The sequence below is a fragment of the Rhodococcus sovatensis genome (assembly GCF_037327425.1).
In the GTDB taxonomy this organism is placed as follows: domain Bacteria; phylum Actinomycetota; class Actinomycetes; order Mycobacteriales; family Mycobacteriaceae; genus Rhodococcoides; species Rhodococcoides sovatense.
In genome coordinates this window covers 1,607,659-1,633,135 of record NZ_CP147846.1, presented here as the reverse complement: position 1 = coordinate 1,633,135, position 25,477 = coordinate 1,607,659, and the positions used below count along the sequence as shown (strand labels likewise).

Below are 25,477 nucleotides of genomic sequence, written 5' to 3'. Positions count from 1 at the left end.
CACCACCACGACCAAGGAGTGCGGAGTGCAGCTACGGCGAGCGGACGTCTTGGAGGGCGCGATTGCCATCCTCGACGAGTACGGGCTCGGCGATTTGACCATGCGGCGCGTTGCGACCTCGCTACATGTGCAGCCAGGCGCCCTGTACTGGCATTTCAAGGACAAGCAGACGCTGCTCGGTGCCATCGCGGACTCACTGCTGGCGGACGTCGACTCCCCGACAGAGCACGAGAACTGGGACGGTCAACTGCGCGAGCTTGCACACCGCCTGCGCGACCGACTGCTCTCGCACCGCGACGGGGCCGAACTCGTCGCCGCGACCTATGCCTCGAGGATGGTCACGAACCGAATCCGCGAACGGATCGCCGCCGTCGGTATCCGTGCGGGATTGTCCCGGGACGAATCCGAACTCACAGCCGACACCCTGCTCTACTACATCCTCGGCCACACCGTCGACGAGCAAGCACGAATGCAGATGGACTCCATGGGTGCCCTCGCTGACGGCACGTCACCACTGTTCGAAAAGCCGGATCCTACAAGTCGGTTCGACTTCGGCCTGGCATTGTTGGTCGACGGGGTCCGCTCACGGCTGGGCGCCCGCGCCAGGGCCTAGAGCGTGTCTCCCAAATTTGAGAGGTGCTGTCAGCGATGATATTTCGATGACGCGCGTGGGAGTGATCAGTGACGAGTTCTGGGAGATCGTCGAGCCAGTGATACCCACCGACGTGGGAAAACGTGGGCGGCGGTTCGCCGAGCACCGGCGAATTCTGGAGGGCATCGCATACCGATTCCGTACCGGGTGTCCGTGGCGAGATCTGCCGGAGGACTTCGGTCCGTGGCAGACGGTGTGGAAACGCCACCACCGATGGTCCTTCGATGGCACCTACGACGAGATGCTTGCCGCGGTGGCCGAGGTGTTCGGTCTCGACCCGGAAGAACTCGACGGCGATATCGGGGCGGTGCTCTCGATCGACTCGACCAGCGTCCGGGCGCATCAGCATGCGGCCGGTGCGCGAGCCGACACTCTCACAGGGGGCCTTGTCGAATTACAAGAAATCCGTCGACGAACCCGCTGACCACGCGTTGGGTCGATCTCGCGGAGGATTCACCACGAAGATCCATGCACTGACCGACCTGACGTGCTCGCCGGTGACGATGCTGCTGACCGGTGGGCAAGCCGGGGACAATCCACAGTTGGTGCCGTTGCTCGATGCCCACCGAGCTGCCGGTGGGGACCAGGACTACCGATTGCTCGCCGACAAGGCGTACACCCATCCCAGTACCCGCACCGAACTGCGTCGCCGCAAGATCAAACACACCATTCCCGAGCGCAGCGACCAGAAGCAGCGACGGGCCGACAAGGGGTCCGCCGGTGGTCGTCCACCGGGTTTCGATCCGACGATGTACAAGCACCGCAACACCGTCGAGCGTGGCTTCGGGCGGCTCAAACAGTGGCGTGGTGTGGCCACTCGATATGACAAGTACGCCATGACATTCCTCGGGGGCGTTGTCCTGTGCGCGGCAGTTCTGCACTCCCGCAACCACAACCACCGCCCGGCGATGAAAACGAAAACGGACCCAATTTAAGAGACACGCTCTAGCCGCCGAATACAGGCCCGAGTCCCGCACTGTTGGCCGTGTTCCCGGCAAACGGATTGTCGTGCACCATGTACGTCCACGTCGATGTCGGACGCGCCAACCCGGCGTCGTCCAGATCGATTCCCTCGGCAGTGATTTCGGCGGTCTCGAAGGTCGACGTCGCCAGCTCGACGGCCTTCTCCGACACCGTCTTGAACGCATCGACAGCAATGCGGTGATACTCGTCGAGCGGATTTTCTCGACCGAGCGCGCGCAAGTGAATGCTCTCGCGTACGTCGGCGAGATGAGCGAGGTAGTCCGACCAGGATCGGTCCAAGTGGAACAACACGATTCGGCGCGCAACCACGATCAGGGTCTCCTCCGACACTGTCTCGCGTAGTTCGGCAGCACGATCGGGCGCCGCCGACGACAGCAGGTCGAGCGCTTCGCCCGAGGACAGCAACGCCGCACGACGCTTGTCGAGGATGGCGCGGTGCTGCGCCGTCAGCTGGTTGTACCGCCATGTGCGCGAATGCACTTCGAGCATGACGCCTTCGGCGATGCGCTGCGCGTGATCCATCTTTGCCGCAACGCCACCGGCCGTGATCAGGCCCGAATCGTCATGTTTCTTCGGCTGCTCCTTCGGCGCCAGATTCGCGGTGACGACCTCGTCCTCCCAACTGGAGAAGAACACCGATCGGCCCGGGTCACCCTGGCGCCCGGCCCGTCCGCGCAGTTGATTGTCCAGGCGCTCGGTCGTGTGGCGTCCGACACCGACGACGAGCAGACCGCCCAACTCCGCGACCTCGTCCTTCGCTGCACCCTCCCCTGTCGGTCCGCCGAGTTTGATGTCGGTACCGCGACCGGCGATCTGGGTGGACACAGTGACCGATCCACGCTCGCCGGCGCGGGCGATCACCGCTGCTTCCTCCGCGTCGTTCTTGGCATTGAGCACGACGGCCGAGATTCCGGCCTCCTCGAGGAGCAGCGCCATTTCTTCCGATTCGGCTACGTCGTGCGTTCCGATCAGTATCGGTTGGCCGGTCTCGTGTGCGTCCGCTACGTAGCGGACGACCGCTGCGTTTCTGTTGGCCGCCGTGTCGTAGACGCGGTCCTCCTCGTCGATACGGATGTTGGGCTGGTTCGGCGGAACGACCGACACTCCGAGGCCGTAGAACTTCTTGAGCTGCTCCCCCGCCGCCAGCGCCGTTCCGGTCATACCGCACACCGTCGCGTAGCGGCCGATCAAGGCCTGAACGGTGATCGTGTCCAGAATTTCACCGGTCTCGGTCGGATCGAGGCCTTCTTTCGTCTCGACTGCAGCCTGCAGTCCGTCGGGCCATCTCTGCAGTTCGGCGACACGCCCCCGGGACGCGTTGACCAGTTGGACACGTCCGTCACGAACGATGTAGTGCACGTCGCGCTGGAGTAGGACCTGGGCGTGAAGGGCAACATTGACGGCGACGAGCGTGGTTGCGACGTGGCCCTCTGAGTACAGATCGATGCCGCCGAGCTCGACCTCCAATCGTTCAGCGCCGGCGTCCGTCAGGAATACGTTGCGGCCCTCTGCGTCGGTGTCGAAGTGCGTCCCCCGGTCGAGCGACCGGACAACATCGAACACCTTGTCGGCGGGCACGTCCGTCGATACCGATCCGGCGAGAACCAGCGGCACGAGGGCCTCGTCCACGAGAACCGAATCGGCTTCATCGATCAAAGCAACATCGGGAATCGGAGTCACGAGTTCGGCGGCATCGTCGACGAGATGATCGCGCAGTACGTCGAAGCCGATCTCGTTGACGGAGGCGTACGTGACGTCGCATCGGTAGGCAGCGCGACGTTCGGATGCCGTGGAGCCCTCCGCGACCGAACCGACAGTCAGACCGAGCAGGGAATAGAACGGTCCCATCCACTCGGCGTCGCGACGGGCAAGAAAATCGTTGATCGAGATGACGTGCACCGAACGACCGGACAACACGTAGCCGACAGCAGCCAATGCCCCCGCAAGCGTCTTGCCCTCACCGGTGGCCATCTCGACGACATCGCCCTCACGCATGCGCACAGCGGCGAGGAGCTGAACGTCGAACGGCTTCATGTCGAGCGAACGGGCCGCGGCCTCGCGTACGAGCGCCAAGTAGCGGGGAACGTCGAGAGTGTCGGCGCCTTCGGCCCGCATGTCGGCAGCTGCGGCGGCTATGTCGGCGTCGGACAATGCGGCGGCCCAGTCTGCGTGACCCTCGGCTCGATCGACGCTGGTGCGTGAGCGCGTCTGACCCTTCTGAGCCGAACGCCCGAGTACGCGCCAGAACCGATCAGAAGCCACCGTTGTCCACCAATCCACTGCTATGAAGTCACTGCGGTAAGCACCGCCCCAGTCAGACTACTGAAGTGGAATATCGACGGGTGACCGTTGTTGAGTGATGCGGGGCCGAAATGCCCTTCTTTCAGCAGAAAGGACACGATGACACGCTCGTACCGCAAGGATTCCGCATCGGTGGGCAAGTTGACGCCCGAGCAGTACCGCGTCACTCAGAAAGACGGAACCGAACGCGCCTTCGACAACGAATACTGGGACAACCACGAACCAGGCCTCTACGTAGACGTGGTGACAGGCGAGCCGTTGTTCTCGTCCGCCGACAAGTTCGAGAGCCACTCGGGGTGGCCGAGTTTCACCAAACCGGTGATTGCGACGAGTGTCGTCGAGAAGCGGGATTTCAGCCACCTCATGGTGCGCACCGAGGTCCGCTCGGCGGCTGGCGATTCGCACCTGGGTCATCTGTTCAAGGACGGCCCGAAGGACCAGGGAGGCCTCCGTTACTGCATGAACTCGGCCGCATTGAGATTCGTGCCGGTGGATCGCCTCGAAGCCGAGGGTTACGGTGAATACAGGGCACAGTTCGGCACCGACCGATCCGACAGCACCGCAGGTTCAGACGAAGGAGCGCAGCAGTGAGCAGATCTACCGAGACCGCCATCCTCGCCGGAGGTTGCTTCTGGGGAGCGCAGGAACTGATCCGTCATCGCCCAGGCGTCGAATCCACCCGCGTGGGCTACTCGGGCGGTGACATCGACAACGCCACCTACCGAAACCACGGCACTCATGCCGAGGCGGTCGAGATCGTGTTCGATCCGTCCGTGATCTCGTTCCGCGATCTGCTGGAGTTCTTCTTCCAGATCCACGATCCGTCTACCAAGAACCGCCAAGGCAACGACGTCGGACTGAGCTACCGATCGGCGATCTACTACACCAGCGACGAGCAGAAGCGTGTCGCTCTGGACACCATCGCCGATGTCGACGCGTCCGGGCTGTGGCCGGGCAAGGTCGTCACCGAAGTCACTGCGGCCGGACCGTTCTGGGAAGCCGAACCGGAACATCAGGACTACCTGCAGAATTACCCGACCGGGTACACCTGCCACTTCGTACGTCCTGGGTGGAAGTTGCCGCACCGCGAAACAGCGTCGAGTTAGACCGTAAGCACCCCACTCGACAGCGCCCCCCGGAGCTCGCGCTCCGGGGGGCGTTCTCGGTGTCGAAGAGAAAACGAGCTGATCGACTCTCTTCGCTCGGGCTGGGTGACGACCGGGCCAAAGACAACTCCATGAAAAAATCGTCCAATGACGGCAACATGGGAAGATTTCACGTGGATAGTCGATAAGTACGGGTGGGTTGAAACCAGCGTCTCATTCACGGTTGTGCGGCATGACGACGCGGCAACTGTGCTGAACGCGCTGACCACCGACACGCACGGCACTGTCGTCGGGTTGGAAGGCGTCAACTCCGATGTCGAAACGATCGGCGTCACCCAGCTCGGAGACTGGGTCCTCGCGATTGCGCCCTCTACAGCAGGATTGGACGCAGACCTCATGATGCCGCTGTCGGTCGGCGGTGAAGCACTGACTTACGCCACCACTGTTGGCCCCAATTATTTCGCTCAGTGGGTCGACGGCACCACTACCGCATTCTTCGACCCTCTGCTTCGTATGGGCGACGGTTTCGACAATCCAGACAGCCCGTGGCGAGATCGCATGCGCGCGGCAGGTATAGACCCGGACGGGGAGGGCCCGCTACCTGACGGACGGTTTCACGTCCTCGAAGCTGGACTCGCAATGATCATGAACCACACAGGCGTGGCGATAACACCTGATCTCCTGCGCGACGCTCAATTCGAGGTCGGCGACAGTATCGAATAGCGCAGCTTCCCGGGGGGAGCTCCAAGCCAGCCCACGCGAGTGGCGTCCCGAGATTCGGATGTGATGGGCAGGACCGTCTTCTCGCATAATGAACCCATGGACAACACCGCCTTCGAGGCTGTAAAGCAGCTTCGTCCGCCGGGAAGGGTCCTGGCCATCACCACTCTCGTGCTGTGTGTGGCCGCAATATTTGGTTCGATGAACTACTGGCCACACGCCGGGCGGATCTTCGACATGCTCAATTTTGCAATCCTCGCCGCTGTTGTATTGGCATTCCTCATTGTGGGCATCGTCTGGTGCTCCAAGACTGTGAGATTTCTGCGGTCAGGGCAACCATGGTCATGGATGATCGCCATCGCACCGGCCATCGTCGTATTCGGACTCGTTCTGGCGCTTATCATTCCAGGCCCGTCCTTCGAGCGATCACAGCCGAAGTTCGACGCGTTCGTAGCAACTCTCCCGGTTACCGGGCCTGTGCGACTCCAAAACGTGTCGATCGATGCGTTCGACTTCAAGAGAGTCACCCGGGACCCCGACGACACCGCGATCTACTTCGTGGATGACGACACCGTGTTCTTCGGCTACATTTCCGGATGGATCTACTCGCCAGACCAACCGCCCCAACCACGACAGTCAGGTGAAGACCTGGATTACCAAAGCCTCGGCGGGCCTTGGTACAGATTTTCGCTCAACTTCAACTATTGTTTGGTGCACCGAGCTCGCCACCAGTCAGGAAGCGTCCCAAGTCAACCTTGAGTCCGCGAAACTGGCTGCGGATCTCAGCGCGGCAACCGAGTTTAGGCTCAGCTAGAGCTCTACCGCCGCTCGACGTCAACAGTCCCACAGCAAATGGCCTTCGACGATTTCGTGACGCCATCCTCCGTCGAACGGAGCGCCTGTCTCGAGACTCGTTGCAACGTCGTCGAGCAGCGCGCTGATGGAAATCCATTGCGGCCCAGCGTCGCCGGAGTCCACGTTGTCGAGGACGGTCACGCAGCCGTTCAACTCGCCTGGGCGGGTATCGAAGAACAGAAAGTAGCCGTCCATTCCCGCGATCGGGATGAAGTCGTCGAGGAAGGTCCACGCCGCTTCGCCTGCGGTCCTGGCGATCATCCGGTCGGGATCGTTCTCGGCATCGCCGGGGTGCCAGATGTCGGTCATCATTTCACGTTGGTCGAGCATCGCGTCGAGACCGAACAATTCGTACTTGGGGAACAACGCCATCCACGGCTCACGTGGGAGGCCGTCGACGCAGCGGAAGTGTTCGACGAGCTCGCTCGGCCACTCCAGCCGGGTGTCGACGTCGGGCATGCGATTTGCCATCCAGTGTTGTCGTCGGGGTCCGGTTCAGCGTGCTCGGGTACGTCGACGCGCGTGGGTCGGCCCTTCGGATCGAGCGTCATCGCATGCGTGAGCTCGAAGAGGTGCTGTTCCAGACCGGTGTCTAATTGTGCACTGGCTTACTCAGTGAGCAGACCCATTGGCGTCCTCTCTGGCCTCAGCGGGGCTCAATCTTGCACGACTCCCCCGGCGGCCACGGACCGGCGGTGCCATGCATATTCGACGGTCTTGCGCTGGTTGAACTCGCCTGAGAAAGCCCCGCCTCGGGCGGCATTGAACGCGGCCATGAAGACGACGTATCACTGTCGCCGGTCATGGCTTCGCCGGTCACACAACGACATTCGGATCGAGATTGGCTCAGGACAGGTCCGATTGCGGGTTTCGTTGCCGGAATCGACTCGGCGCGATCCCGGACCAGCGTTTGAACGCGACGCTGAAAGCACTCTCGGACCGGTACCCGAGCTGCGTTGCGAGTTCGGTAATCGATGACGATCCGTCGTCCAATGCACGTTCGGCCAGGCGCATTCGCCACCTGAACAGGTAGGTAAGAGGAGGAACACCGGCGGTCGTGGTGAACCGGTGGGCAAAGCTGCTCCGCGACATCGCGCACGCCGCAGCAAGTTCCGAGATATGCCAATCTCTGCCCACATCGGCGTGCATGAGCTGCAATGCCGGACCCAACCGGTCGTCACCGGCGGCACGGACCCAACCTGATGGCAACTCATCCGCCGCTGCCACCCACGCCCGAAGAACCTGCACCAACAGCAACTGCGTCAGCTGAGCCGAGGCAGCAGTGCGACCGGCACGTTCGTGGGCGAATTCGTCGAAGAGCTCCTCGAGGACCCAGGCCGCAGTCGTCGCCTCGCGCGCTCGACCATGTAGATGCAGGACGGGTGGGATAGCGTCTCGAAGGAAGTCATCGGCGGCCTCGAACAACTCGATGTGTGCGGTGACGCAAACGTGGTCGGCGTCGCGATCGATCGGACGAACCGGATCGGTTTCCCGCAGATGTACCGGCGAATCATGCAGATCGCTTCCCAGGTCGAAAGACGTGCGGCCGTCCACCACCAGAACCTCGCCCGCGTCGACCCGCAGGTCTGCGGGTTCGGAGTCGAGCCGAAACCAATAGGAACCTCGGACTACTCCCAGAATTTTGATCCGTCCCGGGGCCGGCGACCGTGCTGCCCAAGCACCTGATCCGGAGATACCGCCAGACAGCACGCATCGCGCGCGGGAGATCCGGAGAAGATCGGATATGAGATCCATACACACAATCTAGGACTCTGGCGAAGGTATTGCGGTGTCTCGATGATTCACAATCCAAAGACCTGACGTCAGACTGGATGGGACCACCACTTCGCCAATTCGAGCTGCGGCGGGGCAGGCACATAGCAAGCCTGACGGTCATCCATCCACCTCACCGAAAAACCGGAGTTCCTCATGGCCTTCACTGTCATCTTGCACGCCACAGCCAAGCCCGGCCGCAGTCACGATGTCGTCGACTTCTACCGCGAGACCCTTGCCGCCACCCGCTCACGGCCCGGCTGCATCGGCCTACGGGTCGTCCGCAGAGCCGACGACGACACCGAATTCGCACTGATCGAGCAGTGGGACGACAAACGCGACCAAGAGGCCTATGCCGCGTGGCGAGCCGAGACCGGCGGCGATGTCATGGCCCAATTCGGCGAACTACTCGCCGCACCGCTCAGGATCGAGTTCTACGACGAGATCAACGCCTGAGTTCGAACCCGCTGCGGCACCGAACCGCCCAAAGCCGCTACCCCTGCCAAGGTCGGTTGCCGGGCTTCCCTGTCCGAGCCCATCCAATGCAATCGAGCGACACCATCGCTGACGTAAGAAAAGGATCATTGTGCGCATTGTCATCTTCGGAGCCACCGGCATGATCGGGCAGGGAGTACTGGAAGCGTGCCTGCGCGATGAGCAGGTCACCGACATTCTCGCCGTAGGCCGTACTCCCACCGGCCGCACCCACCTCAAGCTCCGCGAACTCCCCCACGATGACTTCGCCGACTTCACCACCGTTCAGAATGATCTGGCCGGTTTCGACGCCTGCTTCTTTTGTCTGGGCACCTCTGCCTTCGGGATGAGTGAGACGGAGTACCGCAGGGTCTCCTACGACTTCCCCCTTGCCGCCGCCCGCGCGCTGCTGATCACCAATCCCGATCTCGTCTTCACCTACGTCTCCGGCGTCGGCACCGACGCCACCGGCACGACCCGCATGATGTGGGCACGGGTCAAGGGCGAGACGGAGAACGCCCTGCTGACGTTGTCCCCACGCGCCTACCTGTTCCGCCCCGCGTTCGTCCTTCCTCTGCCCGGCACCACATCGAAGACTGCGTTGTACGTCTTGCTGTACAAGGCTCTCGGCCCGCTTTACCCCCTGCTGCGGCGAATCGTGCCACGTTACGTCACCACGAGCCTGCAACTGGGTCAGGCGATGATCCGAACCGCAGGCGGCCGCGTTCCCCGTCATGTGTTGGCCACGGCCCACATCAACCAACTCGCCGCCTCCTGACGGCTAACGTAAGTGACCGCCTGGCCGGCAGCGGCGGGGAATGCAAGCAGCAAACCTATTCGGGTGAAGTCAGATCCGCCGCCCTCTCAGCTAGCGGCGAACCTTCGGCGCGTTTACGCTGGTAGTACTCGGACACGCCGGGGTTTAGCCTACGTTTTTCGGCACCGCTCGGACGCTGGTCAGCGAATCGGGTCTGTCAGTTTCAGAAGACGACTGCACTGCTTCAGAAGTGGACTGCACTACTTCACCTCTCGCGACTGTCAGAGCGTCTCGCTCCTCCCGGATGCAGACAGAGAGTTGACCGACTCCGACTTCATCACGGTGCAGGGTTGATCCTGGCCGCCGTGACGATCGCCAGAGTCCGGCGCCGGCCAGCGATCGAGCATCGAATCCTGAGCTGGTACCTCGTTCGTCAGATGTAGTACTGCAGATGGATGTGCAGTCGAGTACCTGCTGATTGACTTTCTCCCGGAAGGGAGTCGTCAATGAGTAGGTCCGTCAACCGAAGCCGCTGGTCGATCGTCGCGTTGTCATGCGCCGGAGCGGCATTGGTGGCCGCGTTCGTTTTGGGCCCGGCCGCGTTGTTACGCGGACGCTATCCGCAGTTCCAGGATCAATCCGTCATGAGTGAGCTGCTCGGCCGCGGCTTGGTCGACTACTGGGGTAGCGGTGTCCGCACCTATCCTCCCGGCTTGGCGGAGATGGTCGACTACTGGTTCGAGTGGCACGCGATCAAGATCGTCATCTCGGTGTTGCTGACCGCGGTCCTGGGTCTGCTCGCGGCGACTCTGTGGCGGCGATCTCTGACGGTCGGCGTAGGTTGCGTGGTCGCGGCGGCCACTACGACTGTGCTGTCATTGTTTTCGGTGTTTCTGGCTGTGCTCAACATCCAGTCGACGGTCGCACCCGTAGTCGCGCTGCTTCCGATGCTCTCCGCTGACAACGCGGACGGGGAGACAGCGCAGTCTCTGATCGAGAACGGTGTGCAGAGCGGAGACTCCAGGCCCCCACTGCTCCAGCTGCTCACACAGGTCGAGCACTACAACTGGGCGGTGATTGTTGCTACCGCCGTGGTGATCGCTGTAGTCGCTACCGGAACCGTCGTCGCATTCCGACGCTACAGAGCGTCGGACACGACAGACGGTGCCCACCGTCGGATGTTCGTCGCCCTCGGATCGCTCGGTGCTGTGATGACCAGTGCGATGGCGCTGCTCTTCGTCGCAGCCGTCGTTGCGGTCGTCGATCCAGGAAAAGCCCTGCTCGGCACGGTCGGCCTGTAACTCTATTGCCGGTCGCGATCGCGGGCACGTGCACGGAACTAGCCGATTGCAAGGACGGTCAACGTGACCCCCACGAGTGGCCATCGCCTGTCACCGACATGGTGGCGCTACGCCGCGGTCTAGGCTGCCGCCAGTACCGGAGCAGCGGACCCGGGTTGGACAAGAATGCGCCCGGAGTGCCACGGTCGAATACGCTCCCATACTGGCTCCCCGCCGGCGCCCGCGTGAACGAGGTCGACGGCGCGCAGGCGTGGGCAGAACTATGCAGACAATGCCCCGACCAGGTCACCGCACTGAAACGACACGATTGGTATCGCACCTGTCAGTTTCAGAAGACGACTGCACTGCTTCAGAAGTGGACGGCACCACACACCTCTGGCGACCTCCAGCCTCCCGTTCTTCCCGCGCCAGGTTGAGGTTGACCTGGAGGACGGATCGCTTCGATCCGGCTTTCACCCTGAAAGTAGGTGTGCCCGCTCTTTTAGGTGTGCACGTCTGCGGGCGACTTTTCATCGTGCCGGCGGTTACGGCGGGACTACCCCCACCGGCGTCAGCGTCGTGCACCAGTGCGATAGGTTCTTGCGATGGCACGTGGCATCGCGGGAACGGTGCGGGGAATCACCCTTCAGCAGCTGCGGTACTTCGTGGAGGTGGCCGCCGAGGGATCCATCAGTGCCGCGGCGGACCTGCTCTATGTCGCGCAACCGACCCTGTCGTCCGCATTGAAAGACCTCGAAAACCGAGTGGGACGTACGCTTTTCGTTCGGTCGACCCGTGGAGTCACGCTCACCGAAGACGGGGCGGAATTTCCCGGCTATGCCCTCTCTGCCAGGATCAAGTGAGACACTTACAGCAAACGAAGTGCACACCCTGAGGGCATGACTGGAGCATCACCGATGAGCAGCCCGAAGCCCGTACCGCCGGACAAGTCGATCGACCCCGCACCGAAAGCAACCCGCCGTACTTTCACCACCGAGTACCGCAACAAGATCATCGACGAATACCGCGCAGCCCCGTTCGGCGAGAAATCGGCGGTTCTACGCCGCGAAGGCCTCTACCAGTCGCAGCTGCGTGAATGGTCCGCTACCCGAGACAACACCACGCCTGCAGACACGACTGAGCGACGTAAAGACAAGAGTCGCAATACTATCGACGCAGCCGACCGCAAAGAATTCGACCGACTCAGCAGACGTAACGCGCACCTCGAGAAGCAGCTGACGCAGACGGAGGCCGCGCTGGAGATCATGGGAAAACTGCATGTGCTCTTGGAGTCGATCTCCGAGAGCACGGGCACACCGATGCCGCCGACCACGCCCTTGACACCACCTTCGACGAACTCCGTGCCGCCTCGGTCCCGACGAGAACGGCGTGCACGCTGATCGGTCGCTCCCGCGCCACCCACTACCGCCGCCGGCAACCACCTGTTCTGGGCCCCAAGCAACGCCGCAGCGTCCCCGACAACGGGCAGGCACTCACGGCCGCTGAACGCGCACAGGTGTTGGCGGTGATCAACTCCGACAGCAATGCTGACCTCGCGATCTGTCAGATATACGCCCGCGAACTCGACGAAGGAAACTACTGGTGCTCAACCTCGACGATGTACCGCATCGCCTCCGCTGCCGGGCAGAACCGTGAACGACGACGCCTGGCCACACACCCGCCGAAGGTCAAACCCGAACTCCTCGCAAACGGACCCTCGCAGGTCTGGTCCTGGGACATCACCAAGCTACGAGGACCATCCAAGGGCGTCTGGTTCCACTTGTACGTCCTGATCGACATCTACTCCCGCTACACCCCGTCCTGGATCGTCTCATCCCACGAAAGCGCTGATCTAGCTGAAGAATTCATCGCCGAAGCTATCGAACGCAACGGCGCGACACCACACACCGTCCATGCCGATCGCGGAGCGTCGATGACCTCGGGTCTCGTGTCGGAACTACTGACGTTTCTCGGAGTCGTCCGATCCCATTCACGACCCAGAGTGTCCAACGACAATCCGTTCTCCGAAGCCCAGTTCAAAACGTTGAAGTATCTGCATGACTTTCCGAAATCGTTTGCCACCCTTGATGATGCCCGAACTTTCCTGGAGGGATTCTTCAACGAGTACAACCACATTCATCACCACTCCGGCATCGGATGGCATACCCCGGCATCGGTACACTTCGGGACCGCGGAGGCGATCGACGAAGCCCGCCAGATCACACTCACCGCAGCATTCGCCGCCAACCCTGCCCGATTCTCGACTCGGCCGACACCACCGAAGATCCCGCACGTCGTCTACATCAACGAACCAGCACTCGAAATCCAGATCAACTGAACGCCCGGTGTCTCACTTGACTTGATTTATTCCGATGCGCGCCAGGTGGTCGAGCAAGCGGAACTCCTGGAACAGCGGTACCTGGGCCGCGGGCCCTCGCGCCGATTGCTGGCCGTGTCTACTCAGCACTACTCATTCGTCGTCGACGCCTTCGCCCGCATGGTCAAAGCCTCTCAAGCCGCAGAGTATGCGTTCAGTCTTCGCGAAACCCGCACATGGGACATCATCGAGGATGTCCGCACGCTGCGAAGTGAACTCGGCGTGCTCTATCGCAACGAATTCAACGCAAACGTGATCAACAAGTTCATTCGCGAAGCAGGGCTGGCTTTCACGCCGTTGTTTCTGGCGTCGCCGCACATCTTCATAGCCCGCACGAATCCTCTCGCAGGGCGACAGAGCGTGACGCTGAGTGACCTCGAGGATCTGCCCCGCCTCACGTTCGACCAGGGTGTGAACAACTCCTTCTACCTGGCTGAAGAGATCCTCTCTACCCGTTCATCGAAGCAAGATATTCGGGTGAGTGATCGAGCGACAATCTTCAACCTCATGATCGGTTTGGACGGTTACACCATCTCTACCGGCATCGTCTCGGACGATCTCGATCCGTCTATCGTCGCTGTTCCACTCGACGTGGATGAGCGCATCGAGATCGGTTGGATCGGTCACACCTCGGTGCCTTTGACCACCCAGGCTCAGCGATTCGTAGCGGAGATGCGCGACGTTGTTTCGGGGTTCGGAGTCGATCTACTGACATAGCCATTGGCTATATTTAGCTATCGCCAGAGGCAATTAGGCTATGGCGGCGCGTCTACTTACACTGACTTCCGCGCCACTTCGCACAGTCGACTCCCGGATGTTGCGGCCTGGAAGGTCTGCCCTGGGCCCATCGAAAATTCGGTTGAAGTGCTGCAAGAACTCAGGCAGTGAACTGTGCGGTGACACGCTCGTCGCTGCACTCACCGCACGTGATTGGGGCAACTCATCAGTATGACGAACGACTGTGTCTTCAGGATTGGTACGACTCGCTTCGACGAGGACTACACCCCGTCGACCAACTCACGCAGCACGACAAATTTCGCGAATCTTGCACGGGGCGAGGGTCGCCGACAGAATCTGCGCAACGCGGTGACGATGATGAACACCCGGGTCAACGAGTTGGTGCACTGGGACAATCCACGTGGTGACCGCTACGCACTCGACCTCGACATCGTCTCGGTAGACCTGCATCTCGTGTCGGCCGGGGACGACTCCGCATTTCCGGTGATCGAAGTGCTCGATATCGACATCGTCGACATCACCACGGGCACCCGCACGGAGGGCATCGTCGGAAACAACTTCTCCTCCTACATTCGCGACTACGACTTCAGCGTTCGGCTCCCGGGGCACCAAACGACGGGGATCCCCGGCGACTTCGGCGATCTGCACGGGCAGGTCTTTCAGCGTTTCGTCGAATCGGACGAGTATCGCGAACGGTTCTCGCAGCCACCAGTCATCTGCATCAGCGTATCGACGTCCATGACGTACCGCCGGCTCACCAATCACCACCCGATTCTCGGGGTGGAGTATACGGCGGATGAGGAATCGCTCACCGACCGATACATCAGGAAAATGGGGCTCGAGGTGCGCTACTTCATGCCTCAGGGGTCCGTCGCTCCACTGGCCTTCTACCACCGTGGTGACTTGCTCAACGACTATTCGTTTCTCGCACTTGCAGGAACGATCGCGACGATGGAGACGTTTCAGAAGATCTATCGTCCCGAAATCTACAACGCGAACACCGCAGCGACGGATGTGTACCAACCGAGTCTCGACAACGGCAACTATTCACTTCCGCAAGTGAGCTACGACCGTGCCGAGCGCGCTCGGCTCGCGACCACGCAAGGAAAATTCACCGAGGTGCATCTGATGAAACCGTATGGCGCTGTTCTCGAACGGTGGGCTTCCAGGCAGTCCGCCTGAGTCCGCGAGACCGAAAGGTACCAGAGATGAACACACTCCTGCCCACCTCGATCGTCGGTAGCCTGCCCAAGCCCTCATGGCTTTCGGAGCCAGAAAAGCTCTGGTCGCCGTGGAAGTTGAGAGACGACGAACTGGGCGATGGCAAACGCGACGCCCAGACACTCGCAGCACATGAGCAGCAACGTGCCGGGCTCGACATCATCAGCGACGGTGAACAGACGCGACAACACTTCGTGACCACGTTCATCGAGCAGCTCGGTGGCGTGGACTTCGACCGACGCGAGACCGTACGAATTCGAGACCGCTATGACGCAAGCGTTCCGACGGTAGTCGGCGCGGTCAGCCGCAAGAACTCAGTGTTCGCAGCGGATGCCGCACGTCTTCGAGCAGCTACCGACCAGCCGATCAAGTGGGCCCTGCCTGGCCCGATGACAATGATCGACACGCTCTACGACGACCACTACAGAAGTCGCGAGAAGCTCGCGTGGGAGTTCGCGACTCTTCTCAACCAAGAGGCAAAGGACTTGGAAGCGGCTGGGGTCGACATCATCCAAATCGACGAGCCTTCGTTCAACGTGTTCTTCGACGAACTGAAAGACTGGGGCGTAGCGACACTCGAGCGTGCGACCGAAGGGCTGAGCTGCGAAACGGCAGTTCACATCTGTTACGGCTACGGCATCAAGGCCAACACCGACTGGAAGGCGACGCTCGGGGCCGAGTGGCGCCAATATGAAGAGTCGTTTCCACTGCTGCAACAGTCATCGATCGACATCGTGTCTCTCGAGAGTCACAACTCGCGGGTACCGGTTGACCTGATCGAACTGCTCCGGGGCAAGAAGGTCATGCTCGGAGCGATCGATGTTGCGAGCAGCACCATCGAGACACCCGAAGAAGTCGCCGCGACCCTTCGCCGCGCACTCCCGTTCGTCGACGCCGACAATCTCTATCCGAGCACCAATTGCGGTATGGCACCACTTGACCGACGCGTCGCACGAGAGAAGATGGGCGCACTCGCCACTGGGGCTGAAATCGTGCGACGCGAGCTGCCTTAGCGGTTCAGACGACTCGGCGGCACCCGAACATTTGTGACATCGGCGCTGCGAGGTTATCCCACGAGGTGGCCAGGAAACTCTCCGAACTCCTGATCTCGGTGGGTGCACCCTCTCTGCAGGTCCTCACCGTGGACTCCGCTCGCCGACTGGCTGCGCGGACGTCTGCGACGTGCCGACCTCCCGCGATCAGCATGAAGGATCTCGATGAGGGGAGCAACAGGGTCAGTGTCCTCAGCATCAGGGTTGAGCGTGCACCATCCGCTCCACGGCGACGACGACCGATTGCCGCCGAGCGGCAACTCCATCACCGCCGGCTGGGTCCTCCTCGAGTCCGGTAAGTCCTCCCGGTGACAGCTGCCAGGCTTGCGCGATGGCGTAGATGAAGACGAGGACGTCGATTGGCGAGAGTGGTCGGGCCGCAACAGTCGCGACGGCGAGCGCCTTGTCCTCGTAGATTTCGCGCGGTTCAGCGCCGGCCTCGGGCCGTTCGAGCTGAGCCCACATACTCAGCCGGAGTACCTCCGGGTAACGCTGGTGATGATCGAACACGTCACCGGCCCAGCCTGCAAGGTCCTGTGGACGAGGTGGGACGTTCTCGGCCATGCGTCGAAGCGCCTCAGCCACGGTCGCATCGAACAGGCCACTCTTGCCGCCGTAGTACGCGTAGATCATCCTTACGTTGCTCTGCGCTCGAGCAGCAATCCGCTCGACCCTGCCACCCGCGAAACCGTGTGCGGCGAACTCGTCGGTTGCCGCAGCGAGGATCCTCACTTTGGTGGCGTCGGCGTCGCGGGCCATAGCTCTCTCCCTGCTTGAAATTGACGGGCACTCCATCGAGAACTACCTTAAAGGTAAGTATTCATTTACTTATCAACTCAGGAGACCACATGTCCCGAATTGCCCTCGTGACCGGAGCCAACCGCGGACTCGGACGAGCGACCGCGTTAGCACTGGCCAAGAACCACATCAAGGTCGTCGCAGCCTCGCGAGGCGACGCGAGTGAAATCGTCGCCGACATCGTCGAATCGGGCGGCGAAGCCATCGCGGTCCAGTTGGATGTCGCGGATCTCACCTCCATCGATACGGCACGCGTCGACGTGCTTGCCGGCATCAGGCACAGGTGGAATGCCAGCACCATCGACGTGCTGGTCAACAACGCCGGGGTGGGGTTGTTCGCCCCGCTCGGTGCCATTACCGCCGAAGACTTCGACACCACCTTCGCCGTCAACGTCCGAGGTCCAATGTTCGTCACGCAAGCTTTCTTGCCCCACCTGTCGGACGGTGCGAGCATCGTGAACGTGTCGAGTTCGCTCAGTCGACACGTCAGCCCGGCCACCTCGGTCTATGCGGCGTCGAAGAAGGCCCTCGAAGCACTTACCCGCAGCCTCGCCCTCGAACTGGGCCCGCGCGGAATTCGGGTCAACTCGATCGCGCCCGGCCCGACCGCAACCGACTTCAACGGTGGAGCCATGCGCGACAACGACGCTATGCGCGAGGCACTCTCCGAACAAACCGCCCTGGGGCGAGTGGGCGCCCCGACTGACATTGCCGACGCGATCTCCGCCCTCGTGTCCCGTGAGTTCCGCTGGGCAACAGGTGAACGCATCGAGGTGTCCGGTGGTGTCTTGCTGTGATTGAGCCGCGACCCCGCCCGGCAACGTCGACACGACCGACGTAGCCGGGACCTCGAAGGGACGACAGATGGATGAACGTTTCCGGCTCACCCTCGCCCTGGAAACCCCGGAACCGTTGGTGACGCGGACACCAGAGCGTCATTGGGGCGTCATCTTTCGTCCGCTATGAAATGAGCGGAAGCGCGAGTCTCGGCGCGCGTTCACCTCGATGAACGACAAATGCATTTCTCTTCTACTCCTTCGCGAACGCTCGACGGATCTGATCGAGCTCGTCGAACAGCTGGTGAACAGTGTCGTCAACACTCCGAAGTCGTTCGAGACCGACATCGACAAGATCGACATTCACAGAGCCCAGTTCCTGGGGGCGGAGGAGTTCGCGCGGAAGGATCTCGAAGCCACCCGACAGTCGGCGGCAGGTGCCACTGCCGGGTTCCCCGCAGGCGCTGCGGTCGCGAGCATGGCACCGACTGCGGCACTGTGGGTTGCCACCACCTTCGGCACCGCATCGACCGGCACCGCGATCTCCGCAATACCCCATCGACCGTGGAGGGCCGACGTCGTCTCATTGAACTCGTGACTACCAGCGCCAAGAACGTTCGTCTCGATAACCGGCCCCGTCGGGTGCTCGCCTGGAGGAGTCAGCGCGGTTTTCGCGGGCTGTAGCGGTTATCGCATGGTGAATGGTGGGTCAAGACGTCGGGGACCGAGCATCGAATGCGTCATCGTAGATTTCGGCCATTTGACCTTGACGTTAGGTCATGGTTGACACTGAAGGCATGCAGATAGGTCAACTCGCTACCGCGGCCGACACCACACCGAGAACCGTGCGCCATTACCATCGCCTCGGTCTGCTCGCCGAGCCGCAACGACGCCGGAACGGCTACCGCGAGTACGCGATGAGCGACGTTGTTCGACTCATGCGTATCCGCTGGCTCGCAAGCAACGGCGTCCCGCTCGGCTCGGTTGCCGTGGTTCTCGCGCGCGACGCCTCTGACGTCGAGGGCACTGACGACACCATCGCTGATCTGCGCGCACTGATCGCGGCTCTCGAGGCCGAACGCGCGAAACTGACACAGGCTAGTCAAGCTCGCCTCGATGGTCGACGATGTCGAGAGCGGTCGACCGCTCTCCGCGCTCCCTCCGAATGTCGCTGGACTGCTGTTCAGCGCTATCGAATCCGCCCCGACACCTGCGGTTCGCACAGCGCTCGAGCGTGAGCGTGATCTGCTCGAGGTGCTCGCCGTTTCGGGCAAAGCACCGGAGGAGTTGCTGTCGTTCTACGCAGCTTCGATCGCCGACGACGAGCAGCGTTCCCGGTACTCAGAGCTTCTGGCCGAGTGGTCGAATCTGGAGGGGAAGACACTGGATTCGGCGGAACCGGAGATCGAACGTCTGTCGCAGACGTTGATGGCGTGGTTCGAGGAGGCAGACCCCTTTGCAGCTGTAGATTTCGATACCACGCAATCGAGTGAGACCAGTGTGCCGATACCACTCGACGAGATCATTCCCGACCCGGCTCAGCGCGAGGTGGTCTCCCGGGTTCAACGCGCGCTCGTGAGCAAGTCAATCCCGGCCAAGGGTGTCTCTTGAATGTAATGACCTTCAAGAGCTTCCACCGGTCCATGCAAGTGCTTGCAGCAACGGTCCTGGTCGTCGACGCGTTCCTCCTCGCCACCGGTTTCCTCAGACCCGGGCAGGCCGTGCTGTTGTTCGCCGCCGTCGAACTTCCCTTGGCAATGATCGTGGCGTTCGGTCTGGTGGCGACGTACCGGGCCCGTCGACGCGACGGAGCGGATGCCAGAGCGGCGGTGGTTGCTACGGCCGGGGACTCGCCGTTCTGGCCGATGATCCGGGCGGAAGCGCGCGCCTACACGTCGTTGTGGTTGTGGGTCCGGGGCCGCGTAGCTGACGTCGAGCCGGGGGCGCTGGTGTTCCGGTCGAACCGCGGGACGATGACGCTACCGGTTGCCTTCGGCGTGGCCACCGTCGTAGAGATCGGTGTGCTTCACTTCGTTCTTCCATGGATGTGGCTGCGTATCGCCCTCGCAGTGCTGTCGGTGTGGTCCCTGTTCGCATTGTTGGGTTATCTGGCAATCCACCGAGTCCGTCCGCACTATTCGACCGACACTCACTTCGTCGTGCGGCAGTCCGGTTCGACAATCGCCGCGATCGAGCGTTCGACCATCGAATCGGTTGTCCTGTCGCGCCGGTACTCCGAAACCAATCCCATCGCCATAGCGGACCGATTACATCTTCCCAATATCGATGGTACAAACGTCGATATCGTTCTCGCCCAACCGATCTCAATTCAACTACCTGTGTTGCTACACAAGCATCGCAAGGCCACGTCCATCAGACATATCAGCGTATACGTCGACGACCCCGCTGCGCTGGTGACCGAACTACAAGGTGGTGCAACACCGGTTGCACGTCGTTGACAAAACGCATCCCGGCCACATCCCCGTCTCAGCCACAAGCTGCGACGCCGACTGTCCGGAGCCGCCAACGCATCCCTCCAGGCTCGAGGTTCCGAACTCGCCAGCTTTGCGTACAGCAGCTATGCCTGTTGATGCGTTGACCGGTTGAGAGCTAGGTCGTTTCTGGGGCGCACCGATCGGCAATCTACCTGCGAGGGATGGCAGTTACATTTCCTTTCGGCGTCTCCAACCCTTCTCGAAACCGGTGTTGCCACTCGGGCGAGCGTCCGGTCCAGGCGGCCATCTCGTCGATGACCTTCACGGCCACCCGATTCCATAGGAGTGCGTCAAATTGACGGGGACTCATTATTCGCGATATCCGGGTCGCGTTCCACGCTCCCAGTCGGCTACACGATTCAAACCCGGCCGTACCGCCTGATTAGTGTCACATCGAGCATGCGGTGAGTTTTCGTGCATGAATCACAAAACGGACATTGAATCCTTCGTCTAAATGTATGTGCTGCAAAGACATTGCAGCCTCCTCCCAGAGTTCAACAGAGCAAACCTCTCGGTTTTCGGCAATTGGCGCAGTCACCGTTCATCATGTGGACAGGTAACGCGGACGCTTTTAGCGCCACTCCTGTTCGTACTCAGCGGTAACGACGAGGGATGTCGATGGCTATTGGAATCATCAGTACCGGGACAGCTTTGCCGCCACGTGTGGTGGGGAATCGTGAGGCCGGCGGCTGGTGCGATTCTCATCCCGACTGGATTGTCGAGCGCACAGGAATCCGAACCCGCCACTACGCAAGCGGCGACGAATCTACGTCCGGTCTTCCGGCTAGGGCTGCGGATCAGGCACTCACCCGGGCCGGTGTGAGCAACTCTCAACTTCACGCACTCGCGGTCGCTACCAGCACTCCCGACCATGTGCAGCGGCTACCTCTACGGTCTCGTTCTGACCATCGCGCTCCTCGAGGACACATTGTTTTCGAACACGGGCGACGTAGCACGAGACAACACACAGCTGGTGTGCCAGGCTCGTCGCCTCATCGCGGATTGTGCATCCGAAAGTGCCGCCAGTCTCTGATAAGCCCGGACCGCTGCCCTGCCTGACGGATCGGCGCCCCAAGAAACGTTCAAGTCACGCTGAGCACGAAGTGGCGCTTACAGGGTTCAGTGCGCCGACTGAGTGTGCAGGTGGATGATCCTGCGGCCCTTGTCCACGCGCTCGCGCTGCACTGCAGTGGCTACGACGAGCACGACAACGGCCGCGACGGTGATGCCGGCACCGGCCCAGATCGGTGAGGTGTAGCCAAGTCCTGCGGTGATCGTGACGCCGCCGATCCACGCGCCGAGGGCATTCCCGAGATTGAATGCGGCGATGTTGGCGCCCGAGGCCATTGTCGGTGCATCTTCGGCGAAGGACATCACACGCATCTGCAAACCTGGAACGGTCGCGAAACCGAAGGCCCCCATGAGGAACAGGGATGCGACCGTCGCGATCTGACTTTCGGCGGTGAACGCGAACAACACGAGGACCGCGGTCAGCGCAACGAGCAGAACGAGCAACGTAGCGGTCAGGTTGCGATCGGCCGCCTTGCCGCCGAGGTAGTTGCCGATGAAGAGGCCTACTCCGAACAGGATGAGCAGCCACGGCACCGAGCTGGATGCGAATCCGCTGACATCGGTGAGAGTGAACGCGATGTAGGTGAACGCGCCGAACATTCCTCCGTACCCCAGCACAGTGATCGCGATGGACAGCCACACCTGGAGTCGGCGAAACGCGCCGAGCTCGGAACGGAGATCTCCACGAACTTCGGCGTCGGACGTTACAGGAACCAGGGCGACGATGCCGACCAGCGCTACGACACCGATGACGGTGATGGCCCAGAAAGTCGATCGCCAGCCGTACGTCTGACCGAGCAGCGTTCCGAATGGGACACCCAGGACGTTGGCCGCAGTAAGTCCGGCGAACATCATGGCGATCGCCCCTGCTTTCTTCTCCGGCGCAACCAGAGACGCAGCGACGACTGCACCGATGCCGAAAAAGGCACCATGGCACAGGGCGGCGACGATCCGACCGAACATCATCGCCTCGTAGGTCCCGGCGAGCGCGGATACGAGGTTGCCCGCAATGAACAGCCCCATCAGTGCGACCAGGACGTTCTTCCTCGGAAACCGTGTGACGACGGCGGTGACTCCGACAGCCCCCACGACGACGCTGAGCGCGTAGCCGGTGATCAGCCATCCGGCTACGCCTTCCGTGATGCCGAAATCTGCGGCAACTTCGGGAAGCAATCCCATGATGACGAATTCGGTGAGCCCGATACCGAACCCTCCGATGGCAAGTGCAAGCAGTCCTAGCGGCATGGTGACAAACTCCCTCGTAGTTGCGTTCGCACATATAAAGCGCATGCATGTAATTGCACACGCCTCACAAATAGTTGCACACGCCTTATAACTGCGCAAGCTGTTAAACTGGCCGTCACCGTTCGGAGTCCGAAGGAGGAACAGTGGGAATCGCCGACGATTCGTCCCTCATCCGTGCTCAGGGCTGGCGCACACTGTCTGCATTGCACGCCCATATCGAGGCCGACCTCGAACGTGCGCTGCAGACCGAGCACAGTTTGTCGGTCGTCGAATACACCGTTCTGGATGCTCTCCATCGGCAGGACGGCTGGCATATGCGAATGCAACAACTCGCACGCGCAACCGCGCTCAGCAGCAGCGCAACCACTCGCCTCGTCAATCGACTCGAAGATCGCGGAATTCTGACGCGAGTCCTGTGCAAGGACGATCGACGCGGGATGTACACCGAGTTGACCGACGAGGGCCGCGCGTTGCTCGACCGAGCACGTCCCACTCACGACGGTGTTCTGGAAACCTCGTTGTCGGCCGCGCAGCAGCTACCGGAGCTCGCCCCCCTCGTCGACGCCATTCACCGATTGCCTGCATCTGTCGGCTGAGTGAACACTCGGGGCGCTCGCACAGTATTGTTTGGCCGAAATACCGCGCATCGTTCCCGATTACTGCCGACCGCCGGAGCCGTCACCCTCTTATGCCCGCCCCGTACCAACCTGCCGGCGTATCCGTAGGCGATGTCCCCGGCGTCGCTCAGACCGCCCCCCGACCACCGCTAAGGGAAGACCTGAACGGGTTGCGAGGCGTGGCGATCGCACTCGTCGTGGTTTTCCACGTCTGGATGGGCAGAGTCTCCGGCGGCGTCGACGTATTTCTGGTCCTGACAGGGTTCTTTTTCACCGCATCGCTGATTCGGACTGCGCAGTCCGGAGGCTCGCTGAATCCGTTCACACGGATCGGACGAGTTCTCCGCAGGCTCGGCCCGCCGCTGGTACTCGTTCTCGTCGGCGTAGCGGTCGCGACGGCCTTGTTGTTGCCGAGAACGCGTTGGGTAGACATCGCGAACCAAGTGGTATCCGGAGTCTTCTTCTACGCCAACTGGGAGCTGGCTTGGACGTCACAGGACTACCTCGCTGCGGACCCCAGCGTCAGTCCCCTGCAGCACCTGTGGTCGGTCGCCGTCCAGTTCCAGTTCTATCTCGTGGCCATCGTCGTCGTATTCGGCCTCGCGGGGGTCCTTCGGCGGTCGAGAGGCGTGCACCGAGCCAGCCCGCCGCCACACGTCTACCTGGTTCTCTTCGCGGGCGCCTCACTGGTGTCGTTCGTCTACGCCGCGGACGGCACGTCGCGGCTGCAGTCCTGGAACTACTACGACACCGGCGCACGGCTGTGGGAGATCCTGCTCGGAGGTGCGGTCGCTGCACTGTTCGCGGCGCGCCATCCGCGACCAACCCACGAACGCAGATCCTCGGAGTTCCGAACCGGTAGAACTGCCCTCGCTGTCCTCGGACTCGCCGCTGTTGTCGCCTGCGGATTTCTTCTCGACGGAGTGAACGAGTTCCCAGGCCCGTGGGCTCTGTTCCCTGTCCTCGCGACGATTGCACTGATCGCCGCGGGTCCCGACACCAGCGTCGGGCACCTGCTGCGCTCACGGTTCGGACTGTGGCTGGGTTCGATCGCCTTTCCGCTCTACCTGTGGCATTGGCCGCTACTGATCTTCACTCTGGCGTACAGCGGAAAGCCGAGCGCAGACCTCGCGACCGGGGCGGCGATCATCGCAGCATCGGTCGTACTCGCGATGGCGACGGTCCGGCTCGTCGAGAAGCCGCTTCAGGCACCTGGCGGTTCCATCCCGAGAATCGCGATCACTGCGACGGCCGCCGTTCTTGCTGCCGCACTGGTGTGCGGGTCCGCCGGATGGAACTTCTACATCCAACGCTCGGTCTCGGATCTTCAGGCCAGTGACGAACTCGACCCCTTCACGTATCCCGGCGCGCGCGAACTGACCGACGGAGCAACGGCGCCCGACGCGGACGTGGTTCCTGCATTGTTCTCGGCACCGGAGGATCTTCCCGTCACGTCCGTCGAAGGATGCATTGCCGACTTCGAAACCCGCGACGCAATCAGCTGCGAGTACGGCGACCTCAGCGCGTCGCGGACCATCGCTCTCGCCGGTAGTTCCCATGCCGAGCACTGGGTGACCGCGCTGGACATGCTCGGACGTGACCGAGGCTTCCGAGTCGTCACGTTCTTGAAAATGGGCTGCCCGCTCACCCTGGGGACAATGCCCATGCTCGGCGAATCCGAGTATCCCGACTGCCTCGACTGGACCCAGACGGTCATGAGTGAAGTCGAACAACTAGGTCCGGACTATGTGTTCACGACATCGACACGGCCGCGAGAGGGCGGGCAGGGGGATTACACCCCCGACTTCTACGTCAACGTCTGGAACGAGCTCACGTCGTACGGCATCCCGATTCTCGCGATGCGAGACACGCCGTGGTTGGTAAAGGACGGGGTCGTGTACCGCGCCATCGACTGCCTCGCCGACGGTGGGAGCGCGATGTCGTGCGGCATGCCGCGAGGCGCCGCTCTCGATCCGATCAATCCGACACTGGCGTCGTCGTTCCGGCTTCCCACCGTCCGACCGCTCGACCTGACAAGTGCTCTGTGCGATGGACCGATCTGCCCGGCGGTCGTGGGAAACGTACTGGTCTACCGCGACGAACATCACCTCACCGCCACCTACGTACGCACTCTGACCAGCGAATTGGGCCGCGAAATCGCCGCCTCGACCGGCTGGTGGTGAGC

Annotated in this window: 24 protein-coding genes and 3 pseudogenes; 22 read left to right on the top strand and 5 right to left on the bottom strand. The window is 61.8% G+C overall.

Features of this window, described 5'->3' with window-relative positions; all coding sequences use genetic code 11:
- The first annotated feature begins 25 nt into the window (after positions 1 to 25).
- Both WDS16_RS07635 and WDS16_RS07630 read left to right on the top strand, forming a co-directional pair.
- Positions 26 to 613: a TetR/AcrR family transcriptional regulator C-terminal domain-containing protein gene (locus WDS16_RS07635; RefSeq protein ID WP_338893287.1), complete on the top strand. Its 588-nt coding sequence runs from the start codon at positions 26 to 28 to the stop codon at positions 611 to 613.
- A 46-nt stretch (positions 614 to 659) separates the two neighbouring features.
- Positions 660 to 1,587 (top strand): annotated as a pseudogene (locus WDS16_RS07630) (IS5 family transposase).
- A gap of 10 nt (positions 1,588 to 1,597) precedes the next feature.
- Here the strand turns inward: WDS16_RS07630 and secA2 are convergent.
- Positions 1,598 to 3,922 (bottom strand): accessory Sec system translocase SecA2, encoded by a 2,325-nt coding sequence (gene secA2 / locus WDS16_RS07625; RefSeq protein WP_338893286.1) that lies wholly within the window; start codon positions 3,920 to 3,922, stop codon positions 1,598 to 1,600.
- Between the two features lie 114 nt (positions 3,923 to 4,036).
- On the opposite strand from secA2, the gene msrB reads away from it, so the two are divergent.
- The 4 genes from msrB (at position 4,037) to WDS16_RS07605 (ending at position 6,522) form a co-directional block, all read left to right on the top strand.
- The gene (msrB, locus tag WDS16_RS07620) at positions 4,037 to 4,528 is read left to right on the top strand and encodes a peptide-methionine (R)-S-oxide reductase MsrB (protein ID WP_338891723.1); all 492 of its coding nucleotides are present in this window, start codon (positions 4,037 to 4,039) and stop codon (positions 4,526 to 4,528) included.
- Positions 4,525 to 5,043 carry a peptide-methionine (S)-S-oxide reductase MsrA gene (msrA, locus tag WDS16_RS07615; protein ID WP_338891720.1) on the top strand — a complete coding sequence of 173 codons (519 nt, stop codon included), beginning with the start codon at positions 4,525 to 4,527 and terminating at the stop codon, positions 5,041 to 5,043. Before msrB ends, msrA begins: the two co-directional genes overlap by 4 nt.
- 147 nt (positions 5,044 to 5,190) lie before the next feature.
- Positions 5,191 to 5,766 carry a DUF6461 domain-containing protein gene (locus tag WDS16_RS07610; protein ID WP_338891718.1) on the top strand — a complete coding sequence of 192 codons (576 nt, stop codon included), beginning with the start codon at positions 5,191 to 5,193 and terminating at the stop codon, positions 5,764 to 5,766.
- 96 nt (positions 5,767 to 5,862) lie between these two features.
- Positions 5,863 to 6,522 carry a hypothetical protein gene (locus tag WDS16_RS07605; RefSeq protein ID WP_338891716.1) on the top strand — a complete coding sequence of 220 codons (660 nt, stop codon included), beginning with the start codon at positions 5,863 to 5,865 and terminating at the stop codon, positions 6,520 to 6,522.
- A 75-nt stretch (positions 6,523 to 6,597) separates the two neighbouring features.
- On the opposite strand, the gene WDS16_RS07600 is transcribed toward WDS16_RS07605, so the two are convergent.
- A complete protein-coding gene (locus WDS16_RS07600; protein ID WP_338891714.1) occupies positions 6,598 to 7,077 on the bottom strand; it encodes an SMI1/KNR4 family protein in 480 nt (159 codons plus the stop codon).
- 387 nt (positions 7,078 to 7,464) lie between these two features.
- Complete coding sequence (locus WDS16_RS07595) at positions 7,465 to 8,373, bottom strand: AraC family transcriptional regulator (protein ID WP_338891713.1); 909 nt, start codon at positions 8,371 to 8,373, stop codon at positions 7,465 to 7,467.
- Positions 8,374 to 8,547: 174 nt separating this feature from the next.
- Here WDS16_RS07595 and WDS16_RS07590 point away from each other — a divergent pair, with 174 nt between their 5' ends.
- The 9 genes and pseudogenes from WDS16_RS07590 (at position 8,548) to WDS16_RS07550 (ending at position 16,251) form a co-directional block, all read left to right on the top strand.
- Positions 8,548 to 8,847: an antibiotic biosynthesis monooxygenase family protein gene (locus tag WDS16_RS07590; protein WP_338891711.1), complete on the top strand. Its 300-nt coding sequence runs from the start codon at positions 8,548 to 8,550 to the stop codon at positions 8,845 to 8,847.
- Positions 8,848 to 8,977: 130 nt separating this feature from the next.
- On the top strand, positions 8,978 to 9,643 hold the full coding sequence (locus tag WDS16_RS07585; protein WP_338891709.1) for an epimerase: 666 nt from the start codon (positions 8,978 to 8,980) through the stop codon (positions 9,641 to 9,643).
- 485 nt (positions 9,644 to 10,128) lie between these two features.
- The gene (locus WDS16_RS07580) at positions 10,129 to 10,923 is read left to right on the top strand and encodes a hypothetical protein (RefSeq protein ID WP_338891707.1); all 795 of its coding nucleotides are present in this window, start codon (positions 10,129 to 10,131) and stop codon (positions 10,921 to 10,923) included.
- A 584-nt stretch (positions 10,924 to 11,507) separates the two neighbouring features.
- Positions 11,508 to 11,744, top strand: a pseudogene (locus WDS16_RS07575) (LysR family transcriptional regulator); the annotation flags it as partial.
- Between the two features lie 57 nt (positions 11,745 to 11,801).
- The gene (locus tag WDS16_RS07570; protein ID WP_338891043.1) at positions 11,802 to 12,302 is read left to right on the top strand and encodes a hypothetical protein; all 501 of its coding nucleotides are present in this window, start codon (positions 11,802 to 11,804) and stop codon (positions 12,300 to 12,302) included.
- A gap of 125 nt (positions 12,303 to 12,427) precedes the next feature.
- Positions 12,428 to 13,240 carry a DDE-type integrase/transposase/recombinase gene (locus WDS16_RS07565; RefSeq protein WP_338888726.1) on the top strand — a complete coding sequence of 271 codons (813 nt, stop codon included), beginning with the start codon at positions 12,428 to 12,430 and terminating at the stop codon, positions 13,238 to 13,240.
- A gap of 21 nt (positions 13,241 to 13,261) precedes the next feature.
- Positions 13,262 to 13,996 carry a LysR family transcriptional regulator substrate-binding protein gene (locus WDS16_RS07560; protein WP_338891706.1) on the top strand — a complete coding sequence of 245 codons (735 nt, stop codon included), beginning with the start codon at positions 13,262 to 13,264 and terminating at the stop codon, positions 13,994 to 13,996.
- 231 nt (positions 13,997 to 14,227) lie between these two features.
- Entirely contained in the window at positions 14,228 to 15,199 is a 972-nt protein-coding gene (locus WDS16_RS07555; protein WP_338891705.1) for a putative oxygenase MesX, read from the top strand.
- 26 nt (positions 15,200 to 15,225) lie between these two features.
- On the top strand, positions 15,226 to 16,251 hold the full coding sequence (locus tag WDS16_RS07550; protein ID WP_338891703.1) for a methionine synthase: 1,026 nt from the start codon (positions 15,226 to 15,228) through the stop codon (positions 16,249 to 16,251).
- Positions 16,252 to 16,488: 237 nt separating this feature from the next.
- Here the strand turns inward: WDS16_RS07550 and WDS16_RS07545 are convergent, their stop codons facing one another.
- Positions 16,489 to 17,049 (bottom strand): TetR family transcriptional regulator, encoded by a 561-nt coding sequence (locus WDS16_RS07545; protein ID WP_338891702.1) that lies wholly within the window; start codon positions 17,047 to 17,049, stop codon positions 16,489 to 16,491.
- Between the two features lie 89 nt (positions 17,050 to 17,138).
- Here WDS16_RS07545 and WDS16_RS07540 point away from each other — a divergent pair, with 89 nt between their 5' ends.
- The 5 genes and pseudogenes from WDS16_RS07540 to WDS16_RS07520 all read left to right on the top strand — a co-directional run bounded on the left by WDS16_RS07540 (position 17,139) and on the right by WDS16_RS07520 (position 20,323).
- Positions 17,139 to 17,885, top strand: coding sequence for an SDR family NAD(P)-dependent oxidoreductase (locus WDS16_RS07540; RefSeq protein WP_338891701.1), 747 nt, complete (start codon positions 17,139 to 17,141; stop codon positions 17,883 to 17,885).
- A 208-nt stretch (positions 17,886 to 18,093) separates the two neighbouring features.
- Positions 18,094 to 18,462 carry a hypothetical protein gene (locus WDS16_RS07535; RefSeq protein ID WP_338891699.1) on the top strand — a complete coding sequence of 123 codons (369 nt, stop codon included), beginning with the start codon at positions 18,094 to 18,096 and terminating at the stop codon, positions 18,460 to 18,462.
- A 181-nt stretch (positions 18,463 to 18,643) separates the two neighbouring features.
- Positions 18,644 to 18,805: pseudogene (locus tag WDS16_RS07530) on the top strand (MerR family DNA-binding transcriptional regulator); the annotation flags it as partial.
- A 175-nt stretch (positions 18,806 to 18,980) separates the two neighbouring features.
- Positions 18,981 to 19,475: a hypothetical protein gene (locus WDS16_RS07525; RefSeq protein ID WP_338891697.1), complete on the top strand. Its 495-nt coding sequence runs from the start codon at positions 18,981 to 18,983 to the stop codon at positions 19,473 to 19,475.
- Positions 19,476 to 19,480: 5 nt separating this feature from the next.
- Positions 19,481 to 20,323, top strand: coding sequence for a hypothetical protein (locus WDS16_RS07520; RefSeq protein WP_338891695.1), 843 nt, complete (start codon positions 19,481 to 19,483; stop codon positions 20,321 to 20,323).
- A 1,155-nt stretch (positions 20,324 to 21,478) separates the two neighbouring features.
- Here the strand turns inward: WDS16_RS07520 and WDS16_RS07515 are convergent.
- On the bottom strand, positions 21,479 to 22,675 hold the full coding sequence (locus tag WDS16_RS07515) for an MFS transporter (protein ID WP_338891693.1): 1,197 nt from the start codon (positions 22,673 to 22,675) through the stop codon (positions 21,479 to 21,481).
- Between the two features lie 143 nt (positions 22,676 to 22,818).
- On the opposite strand from WDS16_RS07515, the gene WDS16_RS07510 reads away from it, so the two are divergent.
- Together WDS16_RS07510 and WDS16_RS07505 are read left to right on the top strand one after the other, a co-directional pair.
- The gene (locus WDS16_RS07510) at positions 22,819 to 23,271 is read left to right on the top strand and encodes a MarR family winged helix-turn-helix transcriptional regulator (protein ID WP_338891691.1); all 453 of its coding nucleotides are present in this window, start codon (positions 22,819 to 22,821) and stop codon (positions 23,269 to 23,271) included.
- Between the two features lie 92 nt (positions 23,272 to 23,363).
- Complete coding sequence (locus tag WDS16_RS07505) at positions 23,364 to 25,475, top strand: acyltransferase family protein (protein ID WP_338891689.1); 2,112 nt, start codon at positions 23,364 to 23,366, stop codon at positions 25,473 to 25,475.
- Positions 25,476 to 25,477: the final 2 nt, after the last annotated feature.